The organism is Cryobacterium sp. AP23 (genome assembly GCF_054075385.1).
This window is the reverse complement of sequence record NZ_CM133415.1, coordinates 1,060,800-1,072,886: the sequence shown is the minus strand read 5'-3', so window position 1 is coordinate 1,072,886 and position 12,087 is coordinate 1,060,800. Positions and strand designations below refer to the sequence as shown.

The window sequence follows — 12,087 nt, the reverse complement described above, 5'->3', positions numbered from 1 at the left end:
GGGACCGCTACGGTCGCTCCAGTAGGGCAACAACCTGTCCGCCTCGCGAGTGGTCCCACGAATTGCCGCCACCACTGGGATCAGTCAGGGACCGTGCGTACCACTCGTGCCGGCGATCCCACAACGACGGCGTTGGCCGGTATGTCCTTGGTGACGACCGAGGCGGCGGCGACGACGGCGTTGTCGCCAATCGTCACTCCGGGGAGGATGGTTGCATTAGTTCCGATCCACACGTTGCGACCAATGGTTATCGGAGCAGGGTGCATGTCGGCTCTGCGGGTCGGACTCAGGTCGTGGTTGAGCGTCGCCATGACCACGTTGTGCCCGATCAGGCTGTCGTCGCCGATGACTACGCCGCCCTGGTCCTGGAACTTGCATCCGGAGTTGATGAAGATCCGCTTCCCGAGGGCGATGTTCTTCCCGAAGTCTGAGTAGAACGGCGGAAAGAGAGTTACCGATTCGTCGATCGCGCGTCCGGTCAATTGCGCAAGAAGCTGCCGTACTCGCTCCGGTTCGTGGTAACCGCTGTTCATCTCGGCGGTGATCTTCAGCGCACCCTGGCTCACTTCCAGCATCGCGCTGTGTAGCGGAGACCCTCCTTCAATGGTTCGGGCCGCGTTCAGGGCCGTGAGTAGATCGTTCAGTTCCATGAGTCAGTCGCTCCTTCCTACCGGGCGGACAAGAGGACCTGCAGATCGGTGCAGGCGTCGCTCAACTGTGGATCCGCTCCCGAATCAGCGCGCTCGTTACGTCTTCGTCAAGCATGAGAGTCACGATAGCCCCGATGCGCTAGCCCCTCCCGACGGCACGGCGACCGGGGATATCTTCGCGGTAAGCAGTTCGGGAGAGGAGGCCTCATGGGACATCTCACCTATAGTTCGAGCCTTCGAATCTACCTCGACGACCGGACGCTCGCTCACCTACAAGCCGCCATCGGCGTCAAGCTCCACATCAAAGAGAGTTTTTATCTCTCCTGGAAGAACGACAAGGACGGCGATGGAAGCCGGGGCACGGTCTGGATATACCCCGGAATACCACTCTTCTACACCTTCACCGAAAGCCGATGGCCGGCACTCAACCCAAAGTGGGTCGATGCCTTGGTCCGCTCGGCGAGCACCCTTGACGGCATGACCGTGGTGGCGGAACCGACTGAACCCCACGACTGAGGTACGGACCGGCCTGGGGCGCGTCTGCCGCCACAGGACGGAGCGGTTGTTAATGGCGCCCGGACTCCTTGATCTCCGCATCCCCTGGACTGCGGTCCGGGCTGTGGGTGTCAGCCCAGCTGGCCAACAATTGCAGGCCGTCATGCGAGGGCGACCCCGGCGCGGCCGAGAACACCAGCATCTGCAGGCCGTGATCGTTCGACAGTTCCAGGCCCTGGAAGGTGAGGTCCAGGTCGCCGACGACGGGGTGGTGCACACTCTTGACACCGGTGCGGTGCTCGCGCACGTCATGCGATCCCCACAGCTTGCGAAAGAGATCGCTGCGAGTGGATAGTTCGCCGACGAGGTCGCTCAATTCGCGGTCGTAGGGGGAGCGCCCGGCCTCGGCGCGCAGGATAGCGACGATCTGACGCGCGTTGGCTTCCCAGTCCCGGTAGAACGTTTGCGCCTGGGCATCCAGGAAGACGAAGCGTGCGGCGTTCACCGGCGGGCGGGCGTCGTCGAACATGACCGAGAACAACGCGCGGCCGAGCCGGTTCGTCGCGACAGCGTCGAGACGGCCGTTTTGCACGAACACTGGAACCGTCGACATTGCATCGATGGTCTGGCGCATGCTGGCACTCAGCTGCGTCCTGCGGGTCGGTCGTCTCCGTTGCGGATGTGCGCCCGCGTTCGCAGCGTGCACCAGGTCATAGAGGTGACGGTGCTCGGCTTCGTCCAACTTGAGTGCGCGGCTGATGCCGTCGATGACGGCTTCAGAGACACCCGCGGCATTTCCGCGTTCGAAGCGCTTGTAATACTCCGCGCTCATCCCTGCAATCAAGGCGACCTCTTCGCGGCGCAAGCCGGGTACGCGCCGCCGGCCGCCGAAGTCGGGCAGGCCGGCCTGTTGTGGGGTCAGCTTCGCCCGGCGCGACACCAGAAACTCCCTGAGGTCGCCGTGAATGTCCATGAGATAGAACCTACGCTGCCGCGCCTGCGCTAGAGGGTCCCTCCCAGAGCACCTGAAGGTAGGGCCACGCTAACTCAGCGCAACCCGGGTTGACTCTCATCAGCGCCGACCGAGCAGGCCGGCCTCACAATCTGGGAAGGCATCAGCATGCGCTCCAATGTCCTGTCGGCATCCCTCAACTACGAGGACTAGAGAAAGAAGCACACAATGAAGAACGCACATCTCGGCAGCCTCGATGTCGGCCGCATCGGCCTTGGCGCCATGACCATGGCTGGCACATACACCGCCGAAGGCGCGACGGATGACGCCGAGTCGATCCTCACCATCCACCGCGCTCTCGAGCTCGGCGTCACCCACATCGACACCGCGGAAGGATATGGCCCGTTCCACAGCGAGGAAATCGTCGGAGCGGCCGTGAAGGGACGCCGCGACCAAGTGCAGATCGCCACCAAGTTCGGAATCCTCAAACACGAGCCGGACGGCACGTGGGGCATGGGCCCCGACGGCAGCCCGGCCAACGTCCGCCGTGCGGTCGAGGGCTCGCTGACGCGTCTCGGCACCGACTACATCGACCTCTTCTACCAGCACCGAATGGACCCGAACACGCCCATCGAGGACACCGTTGGCGCAATCGCCGAGCTCATCACCGAGGGCAAGATCCGCCACTACGGCCTTTCCGAGGCAGGCGTGGCGAACATCCGCCGCGCCCACGCTGTCCACCCGATGGCCGCACTCCAGACCGAGTACTCCCTCTGGACCCGTGACGTCGAAGCAGACATCCTCCCGCTGCTGCGAAAACTCGGCATCGGCTTCGTGCCGTACTCGCCGCTCGGCCATGGCCTGCTCACCGGCCAGATCCGCACTGTGGACGATTTCCCCGACACCGACTGGCGCAAGACCAACCCGCGGTTCACCGGCGAGAACTTCACCCGCAACCTCGCGATCGTCGACGAAGTGAAGTCGATCGGCGCCGAAATCGGGGCATCCCCAGCCCAGACTGCGCTGGCCTGGATCCTCACCAAGGGCGACGACATCGCCCCGATCCCCGGCACCCGCCGAATCGCCCGCGCCGTAGAGAACATCGATGCCGACTCCATCAAGCTCACCGCAACCCAGATAGAGCGCCTCGACAACCTCACGCCCGCCGCAGGCGCCCGCCACGACGAAGCCAACATGGCCTCCGTCGACAACTAGCTGGACCACCAGGTCGGACCCACGAAGGAGCCGACCGGCGACAGCACCAAGCGATCGGTGAGCTCTACTGATCTCCGCCCCTCTGAAATGGTTCCTCGGGCTAGTCGGAGTCGTTTCGACTGGCTGACGTGGTGCCGGTCGGGAGCATCGCGTCGATGATCGGTGACGGTTTGAAGCCCTTGAAGACGAGCCAAAGGCCGAGGGAGAACTCCCACACTGCCACCGGGAGTGCGGCGAGCAGCGTGACCGTGGAGATTCGGTCGATGATGCCAAACATCGTGAGAATGACGGCCGCGAACTGTAGTGGAGCCCCGATGAGTCCAATCACAGGGAGGACCCGTGGCACGAGGCGCGAACGGTACATGAGCGTCCCCAGCAGGACGGCGTTCACGGCTGGCATCAGGCTCTGTCCGAGCAGGAACGCCGCGTTGTAGAAGGCGACGAGTCCTCTACCCGCGGTGGTCAACGTCGTCGCGTCCGCCCCTGAGGCGCCGGGTTGATGCAAGGCGATGAGAGTGAGGAGGCTCGCGACGCCGACGAAGATCATCGCCGCTTCAATCGTGCGACTGGCGACCAAACCCAGGGCCATGGCCTCGTTTTGGCGCCTGACTACCGGGAACAGCGTGACCGCTGTGCCGACTCCGGCAAGGGCGACGATCACTTCGAGCAAGCCGCCCCAGTACGCGCCGGTGTCTGCACCGGCGCTGATGATGAAGTTCTGGCCCTTCACCGGGCCGTAAAGGGTAAGGGTGGGGATCGAGACGAAGGTAATCAGGTAGAAAATACCTGCCACGAGCGCGGTTTTCCTGGTTGAACTCATCGGAATGCCTCCAGTTACGGCGCGCTGGCAGACGATCGACTGCCCGCCGAATTCTCGGCGGCACTGATCCTGATGCTCCCACTACCAACTGGTGCCCAGTGTTGTGCTCGTCTACCCGCCCGTCAAGGGCAGCCGGCGGGCGCGGGGTATTCCCGCGCCCGCCGGGTCAGCGGCGCTGCTGTCGCAGCGGTGCTCGTTACTTGATTGCGGCTCGCAGAGCGGCGGCTGCTGCGCCAACGTCGCGGGCGCCGTAGATGGCACCACCGGCGACGGCAACCTCAGCGCCCGACTCCTGGACCGACTCGATGGTGGCTGTGCTCACGCCACCGGCGACGGAGAATGCGACGCCAGAGTTCTTGCCGTCGGTGAGGAGGGTCTCGAAGGTGAAACCGTCTTCGGCCTGCTCGTCGAGACCTGCATGCATCTCGACGAACTGGGCGCCGAGTGCGACGACCTCCTTCGCGCGGGCGGCCTTGTCGGCGACGCCGATGAGGTCGACGACGATTCCCTTCCCGTGCTTGGTGGCGGCAGTGACCGCACCGATGATGGTGCTGTCGCCGGCGACGCCGAGAACGGTGACGAGATCGGCGCCGGCGGTGAAGGCGATGTCGGCCTCCAGTTCTCCGGCATCCATCGTCTTGAGGTCGGCGAAGACGATCTTGTCAGGGTGCGCTGCCTTGATGGCAGTGATGGCCGAGAGACCAGCGGCCTTGATGAGCGGGGTACCGAGTTCGAGGATGTCGACGTGGGGCGCTGCGGCGGCGGCGAGCTCCAGGGCTGCCTCGGTGGTGAGAGTATCCATGGCGAACTGCAGTTTCATTGTGTTCCTTCTATCGGGGTTCTTGAGGGGGTGAAAATGTGGGCGTGTGGGGGTGGCAACGTCTATTCGATGTTGGCGTGACGTGGCCAGAGGTCATCGGCCGACTGCCCGGATCTCTGCCAGAGCGTGTGGAATACGGCGTCGCCGATCAGCCCGACGGCCTGCTCGAAGAGGCTGCCGGCGTACTGCGCTGACGCGGTGCCGGAGCGGTCGAGCTTCGCCGCTGCCGGCACGACGACAACCGCGTCCGCCAGGGTCGCCAGGGGAGACTCCCGAGCGGTCGTGAGAACCGCAATGCGTGCACCGACCGAGGCAGCCGTCTGCGCTGCCGTGACGATCCCGCTGGTCGTTCCGGAACCGCTGGCAACCAAGAGGACGTCGCCCGCTCCGATCGCCGGCGTCGTGACTTCACCGACGACGTGCGCCGTCAGACCGAGGTGCATGAGGCGCATGGCCGTCATGCGCAAGGCCAGACCCGACCGGCCCGCGCCGTGCACGAAGACGCGGTCCCCGCCGGCCACGAGGTTTGTGATGCTGTCCATTTCGGCCGCGTCGATCGTGGCCAAGAGAGCCTTGAGTTCCCCAACGATGAGGTCCAGAGGCTGGCGGGGGAGATCGGTGCGCTCGGTCATGGGTCAAGTCTGGGCGGCCCGCATCCGGGTCAGAGCCACCGGGTAGGACGGCCTCGCCTACCCATTCGGGTAGGTCTACTCGGCGGGTAGGGTGGGCGGATGACCACATCGATCAACACGGAGGCCCTCGGCACTCGTGAACTTCTACTCGAGCACGCCCGGACGGTGGCCGAGCAGGCGGATCGGCACGCCGTGACGCTCGAATCGCTGCTGGCCGTTCTTCGTTCGGAGCGGCTGGACGATCGGGCCGCCCGCACAGTGGCGATCGATGTGGCGGCGGCCTCGCTTGTCGACATCCGGATGGCGACGGATGAGCAGCGCGATGCGATGCTGGAACCCGTTGCCGGGGCGTTCGGGCGGCTCAGAAACGACCTCCGACCCCTGGTGCGCTTCGGGGACCTCGACGTGCAATTCATCGAGCCGCCCGCCACAGGCCGGGCTCTTCCCGGCGACGTCGCACACGCCGCACGGGCCATTGTTCGCAGCGCAGTCCTCGCGTTCGTTGACACCGGTGTGAGCCGGAGAGTGCGAATCCAATGGGACTGCGACGGGTTGAACCTGCTCATCGGCATCAGGGACGACGGCAACGGCGAGTTGACCGCGCACGATGACTCCCTTCGGCCGATCGCCGAGCGCGTTTCGGCGCTCGACGGGGAGCTTCGCGTGGCTTCCACGCCCGGGTGGGGTTCCGAACTGTCGGTCAGCCTCCCCTTGGATCCGCCTGCCGAGCCTGACCAGCTCATCGACACCGTTCCGCTGAGCCCGCGGGAACGGGAGGTCCTGCGCCTGGTCGCATCCGGTGCGCGAAACCGCGACGTCGCCAGGAAGCTCGGCATCAGCGAGAACACGGTCAAGTTCCACGTGTCCAACCTCCTGCGCAAAGCGGGAGCACGCTCGCGTGCCGAACTGGCGGCGCTGGCCCGATAGTGCCGCCAGCCCCGCCGTGATCAGCGATCGCGGCACTGACGCGACGGCCGGATTGCGGTGATGCTGGGAATCGGTTTCATCGGCGGCAAGCGGCCAGCCCCCGTGCTCCATCAAACCGGCTCAGTCAGGACTGCAGCAAGGCGGTCGCGGATGCGGTGTCGGTTGCCGTGGCGATGTTCGTCAGGGCGAAGCTGAGCGCGGCGTGCTGCCACTCCGGGCTGAGGCTCGACGTCGCATCCGTGACGATCGTGACCTCGTAGCCGTGATCCGCGGCATCCCGGATAGTGTGCTCCACAGCCATGTTCGTCCAGGCGCCGACCACGACAAGCGTGCGGATGCCGAGGTTGCGGAGCATGTTGTCGAGGCCGGTGCCGTTGAACACGCTCATGCGGGTTCGGTCCAGCACCATCTCGTCGCCCTCGGGGGTGAGCTCGTCGACGATCTGTGCACCCCAGCTGTTGAGCTTGAAGGTGTCAGGAGCGAGCATGCTGAAGATGGGGGCGTTGTTGCCGCCGAGTCCCGGCCGGGGGTACACCACGATCCTGCTGAAGAAGACCGGCGTCTCAGAGCTTCGAGCTGCATCCAGGATCGAGCGCACGTTCGGTACGACATTCTGGCTCGCAGCGTGCTCGGCGGCACCGGTTCCCGCGTACGCACCGTCGGGGTGCACCGTGTCGTTCTGCATGTCGATTACGAGGACAGCAGTGGTCTGAGGGGAGGTCATGGTGGTGCCTTTCTTCGGCTGATGGGGAGTCCGACGGACTGGATCAGGGGATCGATTCTACAGAAGAAGATTCCATGGCAGTATATTCTTGGGAATGTATAGTGCGGCAGTCGATGAGAGTTTGGGGAACCTGATGGTTCGGTACAGCGATAGTTTCAGGGGGGCGGCGCGAGCATGACGGGCACCATGCGCGCCGTCGTCATCGACCAGCCGGGTGGGCCGGAGGCGCTGCAGATCCGGGACGTTCCCATCCCTACGCCCCGCACTGGATGGGTCCTGATCCGGGTCGAGGCTTTCGGGCTCAACCGCTCCGAACTGCATTTCCGATCTGGTGTTGCCTCGACCGGTTCGTTCCCGCGGATTCCCGGCATCGAAGCCGTGGGGGTCGTGGCGGATGCGCCGGGTGACGAATTCCCGATCGGCACGAGAGTGGCGGCAATGATGGGCGGCATGGGACGGGCCTTCGACGGTGGCTATGCGGAATACGTGTCCGTGCCGGCGACCAGCGTCGTTCCCTTCACGAGCTCACTCGGCTGGGACGTCCTCGGCGCCGTGCCGGAGATGCTGCAGACCGCGGCCGGGTCGCTCCGGGTCGGCCTGGAAGCCGTTGACGGGCAGAGCCTGCTTATCCGTGGCGGCACGTCGTCGGTGGGGCTGGCCCTGGCGACCCTCGGTTCCCTTCGCGGGATGACCGTTGTGGCCACCACCCGCAATCCGGCGAGTCGGGGCCTCCTCGAGGCCGCGGGTGCGGACCACGTGATCATCGACGATGGTTCGGTGGCCGCGCGGGTGCGGGAAATCGTGCCGGGCGGCGTCGATGGCGCCGTCGAACTGGTCGGCGTCAACGTCATGCGCGACACCCTGCGTGCCGTGCGCACTGGGGGGACGGTCTGCTTCACCGGGATGCTGAGCGACCAGTGGACGATCAGCGAGTTCTATCCGATGGACTGGCTGCCCAATGGCGTGCGGCTCACCGCCTACTCCGGGGAGGCCGCCGACCTGTCAGCCGCGGAGCTGCAGGGTTTCCTCGACGCCGTCGCCGCCCGACGGGCACGGGTGCCGGTCGGCCGTGTCTACCGGCTGGATGAGATCCAGCAGGCGCACCGCGACATGGAGAGCGGCGTCGCGGGCGGCAAGCTGGTCGTGTTGACGCGGTGATCGAGTTCGGGCAGGTCTCACGGGATACTTGGGACGACAAAGGGAAAGCTGAAAATCAATGAGTCGCTATCTGGACGTGTTCACCGAATTGGTCAGGGCAGAGATCAAGCTCTGGAACGGACTTGATTCCCACTTGGAGTCGACTATCGGGTTGTCCCTGGCCACGTTCCAAGCTCTTGACGCGGTCCGCTCGACGGAGGGACCGGCGCGGGTGCAGGACATCTCCTCGACGATGTTGATCACCGTCGGAGCAACCAGCAAGCTTGTCGACCGACTCGAACGAGACGGCCTTGCCGTGCGCTCGGCGAACCCCGCCGACCGTCGCTCCTCCATCGTTGCCCTGACCGATGCCGGATCGACGGCCGTGGAGGCGGCCGAAACCGCCGCGGAAGCCCACCTGTCCGGGGTGTTGGGGGAGGCGCTTTCGGTCAGTGAAGCGGAACGGCTTCTGGTCCAACTCACCGCCCTCCAGAGTCGCCGCGTCACCACTCCGTGACTCCGCGCCGCTGTCCCGGGCGTCCTGAGCGCGGCAAGGCCGTCAGTCCTCCGCGCGTTCGTCGAGGGTGCGCAGCCACTGCCGCGACTTGCCATGTCGCATCTCGCCGTCGACCGAGCGGCGTGCTGGTCGAGCGTCCACCAGAACGCCCACCCGTGCAGAGAACTAGAGCGCGTACCGCAGGTCCCACCCGTACTCCGCGTAGGACGACGCTTCCGAGTAGGTCAGCTCACGGGGGACCAGTAGCGTGCGCAGACGGTCGATCAAGTAGGCAACTGTTGCGTGGGTGTCCGGTTCCCCGGCCGTAGACGCTTCCGGCACGCTGACGAGCTCGCTGCCTGGGCCGACGAGTAACTGCACGACCATCTCATCGCCGTCGCTGTTGAGCGCGGGTAGCTCGAGCAACTCGGAGCTGTGGCCGCCCGGAAATGCGACGACCAACGCCAGGAGCGCATCCGCTGCGCCGTCAGTGGTGAGGAATGATTCTCCGCAATACGAGACTCTTTTCATGCGCTCACTGCTTCCCTGCCTTGTCGACGCGAACCCGTCGAGAGCCTCTCGGGAACCGACTGTCGATACGTCAAGCTATCAGCGACAGGGCGCTCAGCGCTGTCGGCGTAAATGGGGACCGCCCACTCCAGCGCGCGCCGGTGCAATCATCATGAAGCGGAAGACGTCCTGTCGATTCGTCAATAAGGTGAGACGTGCCGTTCGGGCACCCTCCTGAGGAGATAACGATGAAAACCATGACCTGCCGGCAGCTGGGCGGACCCTGCGATGAGACATACGTCAAGGCCACCGCGGACGAGGTGATCCAGGCCCAGGACCGCCACCTCAAGGAGGCGGTGAAAGCCGGCGATCACACCCACGGAGAGGCACGGGATGCGATGAAGGGCCGGTGGCGCCACCCGAAAAAGGCGATGGATTGGTACACCGGAATCAAGAAAACCTTCGCCGAGCTTCCTGAAGGGTAAGGCCGGCCGCCTTCGGCGATCAGCTGACCGCCGCGACCGCTTCGTGGATGGCGGCGAGGGTGGCCTCCGGACGCGACACCATCGAGACGTGGGATGCGTTGACCTCGGTGATCGTCGCGTTCGCGCGCTCCGCCATCCGGCGTTGCGTCGCGATCGGGATCACCCGGTCTTCGGTGCCCAGCACCGCCCAACTCGGGATCGTCTTCCAGGCCGGCGGCCCTGACGGGGTGACGTTGGCGACGAAGGAAGCCGGTCGCTGCGTGGCGACTATCGTCCACCGATCTGCCTCCGGCCGGTCCTGGGCAAAGGCGGTGTGTACCGTCTCCGGCTTGAGGAAGGCCTCGGCGGCACCTTCCGGCGCCCCCGGATAGCCCGCGACATCGAGCACCGTGGTCGGGTCGTCGACCGCGAGGGCGGAACCCGATCCTTCCAGGATTCCGACGACGGTTTCACCCTCGTCCGGAATGAAGGCGTCGACATAGACGAGCGCCTTCACCTTGCCACTCTGCGTGGCGGCGTTGGTGATGACCGCGCCGCCGTACGAGTGCCCGACAAGCACCACGGGGTCGCTGGTGCGCTGCTCGAGAACGGATGCGACGTGGGCCGCGTCCGAGGTCAGTCCACGCAATTCGTTCGGTGGAGCCAGGACCGTGTAGCCCTCCGCTTGGAGAGGCGCGATCACGGCGTTCCAGCTGGACGCGTCGGCCCAGGCACCGTGAACAAGGACAATGGTGGGTGTGCTGTTCTCTGGCATTTGACTTCCATTCAGTAGTGTCGCGATGGCGACGTCTTGTGTTTGGGGTCACGTCCTGTGCTGCGCCAGACGCTGGTGGCCACGATAGCCGGAAGGCGTGCCACCGGCAGCCCTCGGCGTGGAAAGCGGGTCAGGCGGCAGCGCGATTGCTCCCGAGGAGTCGGCTGACAACGGCCGCGTAATCGTCCAGCATCCGTTGGCGCCCGAAGCGGGCGCGTGCAGAGAGGCTGAGGTTGCGAAGCTCGGGTCGGCGGTGGAGGACGCCATCCCAGGTGGCGGCGATGGTGGCCGGGTCGTGGGCGGTGACGAAGCCGATGCCCCGCACCGTGATCGCGGAGTCGCCGACATCGGTGGTGACCGGCGTTGCTCCCGACGCCGCGCCTTCGAGGAGGCAGAGGGGTGACGCTTCGCCGAAGGCGCTCGTGAGCGCGACGATGTCGGCGATCTGGTAAATGGCCGGCATGTCATCGCGGAGGCCGAGGGCATGCAGATTTGTCGTACCGCTGACTCCCGACTCGTCAAGCAGGGCCCGAAACGCGTTGTTCTCCACGGTCATTCCAGCACCGCACACGAGGTAGTGCGTCTCGGGGCGCTGCTTGGAGAGCAGAACGGCGGACCGGAGAAACAGCCCGGGGTTCTTCATCGCGTCGAACCTGGCGGCGAGGACCACGACGGGCGCTGCAGCCGGTATGCCGAACCGAAGCCGCGTCGCCGCCTGCTCCTCCGCGGTTCCGGGCCGGAAGCGGTCCGTGTCGATCCCGTTACCAATGACGAACCGTGCGGTGGTGGGTGCAAGGAATGGCGTGTAGGCGTCACTGGTCGATTCGGCGCACGAGATCTCCGCCGTCAATAGGCCGGTTGAGGCAGCTTCGCTGAGCCAGGACAGGGCCGGCCCCGAGTGCCGGGGGTCGGACCGATGCAGGCACGCGGCGACCGGGATGTCCGGCATGAGCCCGCGCTCGCGCAACGCAAGCAGGAGCCCCATCGGCTGCTCTTTCAGCGACAGGATCACGTCCGCCTGCCGCACCGCGTCCGAGGCGATCCGCAGCTGGCGTTCGGTGAAAGTGGCCGGGGCCGGCGCATCCGCCCCGCCGAGCCTCCCCAGCGTCGTGACCTCGACGCCTGATTGGGTGAGGCGGACGTAGCGCGGATCCTTGTGCAGGAGCTGAATGGACGACTCGCGGCGCGCTGCCGACGCGATGGACAGCACACTGTGCCGTTGGTTGGCACCGCTGTGCAGTCCGGCGATGACATCGGTATGCAGGATGCGGGCTCCGCCGGCAAAGAAGCCCTCATACAGCGACAACACTCGAGTGGGACGGTTCATCGCGACGCCTTTCAGGAAACAAGCAGATGGTGCGGGTGCGGCGAACACTCGAACGCATCAGCCCGCGTCCGCCGAACAGCGAGAATGCCGTTCGGACAATGCTGAAAGGTGCGGGGCCGGATGTCGATTAACCGACGGTGTGC

At 65.5% G+C, this 12,087-nt stretch carries 14 protein-coding genes and 1 pseudogene; 6 read left to right on the top strand and 9 right to left on the bottom strand.

The window, feature by feature from the left end; genetic code table 11:
* Positions 1-80: 80 nt before the first annotated feature.
* Positions 81-650, bottom strand: a complete 570-nt coding sequence (locus tag ACU5E9_RS05050) for a DapH/DapD/GlmU-related protein (RefSeq protein WP_456812526.1) — start codon at positions 648-650, stop codon at positions 81-83.
* Between the two features lie 207 nt (positions 651-857).
* Here ACU5E9_RS05050 and ACU5E9_RS05045 point away from each other — a divergent pair, with 207 nt between their 5' ends.
* Positions 858-1,166: a DUF7882 family protein gene (locus ACU5E9_RS05045; RefSeq protein WP_456812525.1), complete on the top strand. Its 309-nt coding sequence runs from the start codon at positions 858-860 to the stop codon at positions 1,164-1,166.
* Between the two features lie 49 nt (positions 1,167-1,215).
* Here the strand turns inward: ACU5E9_RS05045 and ACU5E9_RS05040 are convergent.
* A pseudogene (locus ACU5E9_RS05040) lies at positions 1,216-2,127 on the bottom strand (helix-turn-helix transcriptional regulator); the annotation flags it as partial.
* A gap of 198 nt (positions 2,128-2,325) precedes the next feature.
* On the opposite strand from ACU5E9_RS05040, the gene ACU5E9_RS05035 reads away from it, so the two are divergent.
* Positions 2,326-3,312: an aldo/keto reductase gene (locus ACU5E9_RS05035; RefSeq protein ID WP_456812524.1), complete on the top strand. Its 987-nt coding sequence runs from the start codon at positions 2,326-2,328 to the stop codon at positions 3,310-3,312.
* A gap of 100 nt (positions 3,313-3,412) precedes the next feature.
* On the opposite strand, the gene ACU5E9_RS05030 is transcribed toward ACU5E9_RS05035, so the two are convergent.
* The 3 genes from ACU5E9_RS05030 to hxlB form a co-directional block, all read right to left on the bottom strand.
* The gene (locus ACU5E9_RS05030; protein ID WP_456812523.1) at positions 3,413-4,132 is read right to left on the bottom strand and encodes a DUF4386 domain-containing protein; all 720 of its coding nucleotides are present in this window, start codon (positions 4,130-4,132) and stop codon (positions 3,413-3,415) included.
* Between the two features lie 196 nt (positions 4,133-4,328).
* The gene (hxlA, locus tag ACU5E9_RS05025; RefSeq protein WP_456812522.1) at positions 4,329-4,952 is read right to left on the bottom strand and encodes a 3-hexulose-6-phosphate synthase; all 624 of its coding nucleotides are present in this window, start codon (positions 4,950-4,952) and stop codon (positions 4,329-4,331) included.
* Positions 4,953-5,014: 62 nt separating this feature from the next.
* Positions 5,015-5,584, bottom strand: a complete 570-nt coding sequence (hxlB, locus tag ACU5E9_RS05020; RefSeq protein WP_456812521.1) for a 6-phospho-3-hexuloisomerase — start codon at positions 5,582-5,584, stop codon at positions 5,015-5,017.
* 99 nt (positions 5,585-5,683) lie between these two features.
* Here hxlB and ACU5E9_RS05015 point away from each other — a divergent pair, with 99 nt between their 5' ends.
* On the top strand, positions 5,684-6,511 hold the full coding sequence (locus ACU5E9_RS05015) for a helix-turn-helix transcriptional regulator (protein WP_456812520.1): 828 nt from the start codon (positions 5,684-5,686) through the stop codon (positions 6,509-6,511).
* Positions 6,512-6,635: 124 nt separating this feature from the next.
* Here the strand turns inward: ACU5E9_RS05015 and ACU5E9_RS05010 are convergent, their stop codons facing one another.
* On the bottom strand, positions 6,636-7,235 hold the full coding sequence (locus tag ACU5E9_RS05010; protein ID WP_456812519.1) for a cysteine hydrolase family protein: 600 nt from the start codon (positions 7,233-7,235) through the stop codon (positions 6,636-6,638).
* A gap of 174 nt (positions 7,236-7,409) precedes the next feature.
* On the opposite strand from ACU5E9_RS05010, the gene ACU5E9_RS05005 reads away from it, so the two are divergent.
* Together ACU5E9_RS05005 and ACU5E9_RS05000 are read left to right on the top strand one after the other, a co-directional pair.
* Positions 7,410-8,393 carry a zinc-binding alcohol dehydrogenase family protein gene (locus tag ACU5E9_RS05005; protein WP_456812518.1) on the top strand — a complete coding sequence of 328 codons (984 nt, stop codon included), beginning with the start codon at positions 7,410-7,412 and terminating at the stop codon, positions 8,391-8,393.
* A 58-nt stretch (positions 8,394-8,451) separates the two neighbouring features.
* Positions 8,452-8,889, top strand: coding sequence for a MarR family winged helix-turn-helix transcriptional regulator (locus ACU5E9_RS05000; RefSeq protein WP_456812517.1), 438 nt, complete (start codon positions 8,452-8,454; stop codon positions 8,887-8,889).
* A 165-nt stretch (positions 8,890-9,054) separates the two neighbouring features.
* On the opposite strand, the gene ACU5E9_RS04995 is transcribed toward ACU5E9_RS05000, so the two are convergent.
* Entirely contained in the window at positions 9,055-9,399 is a 345-nt protein-coding gene (locus tag ACU5E9_RS04995) for a hypothetical protein (protein ID WP_456812516.1), read from the bottom strand.
* Between the two features lie 227 nt (positions 9,400-9,626).
* Between ACU5E9_RS04995 and ACU5E9_RS04990 the strand changes: the two genes are divergently transcribed.
* The gene (locus tag ACU5E9_RS04990; RefSeq protein ID WP_456812515.1) at positions 9,627-9,863 is read left to right on the top strand and encodes a hypothetical protein; all 237 of its coding nucleotides are present in this window, start codon (positions 9,627-9,629) and stop codon (positions 9,861-9,863) included.
* 19 nt (positions 9,864-9,882) lie between these two features.
* On the opposite strand, the gene ACU5E9_RS04985 is transcribed toward ACU5E9_RS04990, so the two are convergent.
* A complete protein-coding gene (locus tag ACU5E9_RS04985; RefSeq protein ID WP_456812514.1) occupies positions 9,883-10,617 on the bottom strand; it encodes an alpha/beta fold hydrolase in 735 nt (244 codons plus the stop codon).
* 130 nt (positions 10,618-10,747) lie between these two features.
* A complete protein-coding gene (locus ACU5E9_RS04980; protein WP_456812513.1) occupies positions 10,748-11,944 on the bottom strand; it encodes a glycosyltransferase in 1,197 nt (398 codons plus the stop codon).
* Positions 11,945-12,087: the final 143 nt, after the last annotated feature.

What these genes read in the sequence shown, in the direction of transcription:
- ACU5E9_RS05050 (WP_456812526.1), bottom strand. Translation starts at nt 650, where the DNA reads ATGGAACTGAACGATCTACTCACGGCCCTGAACGCGGCCCGAACCATT.
- ACU5E9_RS05045 (WP_456812525.1), top strand. Translation starts at nt 858, where the DNA reads ATGGGACATCTCACCTATAGTTCGAGCCTTCGAATCTACCTCGACGAC.
- ACU5E9_RS05035 (WP_456812524.1), top strand. Translation starts at nt 2,326, where the DNA reads ATGAAGAACGCACATCTCGGCAGCCTCGATGTCGGCCGCATCGGCCTT.
- ACU5E9_RS05030 (WP_456812523.1), bottom strand. Translation starts at nt 4,132, where the DNA reads ATGAGTTCAACCAGGAAAACCGCGCTCGTGGCAGGTATTTTCTACCTG.
- hxlA (WP_456812522.1), bottom strand. Translation starts at nt 4,952, where the DNA reads ATGAAACTGCAGTTCGCCATGGATACTCTCACCACCGAGGCAGCCCTG.
- hxlB (WP_456812521.1), bottom strand. Translation starts at nt 5,584, where the DNA reads ATGACCGAGCGCACCGATCTCCCCCGCCAGCCTCTGGACCTCATCGTT.
- ACU5E9_RS05015 (WP_456812520.1), top strand. Translation starts at nt 5,684, where the DNA reads ATGACCACATCGATCAACACGGAGGCCCTCGGCACTCGTGAACTTCTA.
- ACU5E9_RS05010 (WP_456812519.1), bottom strand. Translation starts at nt 7,235, where the DNA reads ATGACCTCCCCTCAGACCACTGCTGTCCTCGTAATCGACATGCAGAAC.
- ACU5E9_RS05005 (WP_456812518.1), top strand. Translation starts at nt 7,410, where the DNA reads ATGACGGGCACCATGCGCGCCGTCGTCATCGACCAGCCGGGTGGGCCG.
- ACU5E9_RS05000 (WP_456812517.1), top strand. Translation starts at nt 8,452, where the DNA reads ATGAGTCGCTATCTGGACGTGTTCACCGAATTGGTCAGGGCAGAGATC.
- ACU5E9_RS04995 (WP_456812516.1), bottom strand. Translation starts at nt 9,399, where the DNA reads ATGAAAAGAGTCTCGTATTGCGGAGAATCATTCCTCACCACTGACGGC.
- ACU5E9_RS04990 (WP_456812515.1), top strand. Translation starts at nt 9,627, where the DNA reads ATGAAAACCATGACCTGCCGGCAGCTGGGCGGACCCTGCGATGAGACA.
- ACU5E9_RS04985 (WP_456812514.1), bottom strand. Translation starts at nt 10,617, where the DNA reads ATGCCAGAGAACAGCACACCCACCATTGTCCTTGTTCACGGTGCCTGG.
- ACU5E9_RS04980 (WP_456812513.1), bottom strand. Translation starts at nt 11,944, where the DNA reads ATGAACCGTCCCACTCGAGTGTTGTCGCTGTATGAGGGCTTCTTTGCC.